1 pseudogene is annotated in these 461 nt (G+C 79.4%); it reads left to right on the top strand.

What is annotated here, in order from left to right:
- Nucleotides 1–461: pseudogene (locus G5C65_RS38260) on the top strand (hypothetical protein); the annotation flags it as partial.

Here is a 461-nt window from a genome sequence, read left to right as displayed (position 1 = left end):
GCTTCGCACGGACGTCCGACGGGCGGGTGGTGCTGAGCGGGCTCGGCGGCTTCGAGGGCCCCGCCGGCGCCGCGCTGCCGCTGGTCGAGGTCGCGCTCGCCGGGGAGGGGAGCACCGGGACGGCGGGCAAGCGGCATGTCGACGGGGCGCTGGGCCGCCGGCTCCGCTACGAGCGGCACACCGCTGCGGCCCGCCGCCACACCGTCCACCGGTCCGACCCGGAGACCGGGCTGCGGGTGGCCGCGCACTACGAGACGGGCGGGGCCGGTCAACCGGACGGGTCCGCCGTGCCGACGCTGCGCACCTGGGCCGAGCTGCGCGCGGACGCCGGGCGCGCGGTGATGGGCGACCCGACAACGGAGCGGCTGCTGCCGCTGGTCGACGCCGCCGCCGGGATGGGCGCCGAGGTCTTCTGCGTCGACGCCGGGTGGTACGACGAGGACCGCCGCGGCCCCGGACCC

This window comes from Streptomyces boncukensis (assembly GCF_011045075.1).
Classification (GTDB): Bacteria; Actinomycetota; Actinomycetes; order Streptomycetales; family Streptomycetaceae; genus Streptomyces; species Streptomyces boncukensis.
Note: the sequence above shows the minus strand (reverse complement) of the source record. Positions and strands in the feature narration are given on the sequence as shown.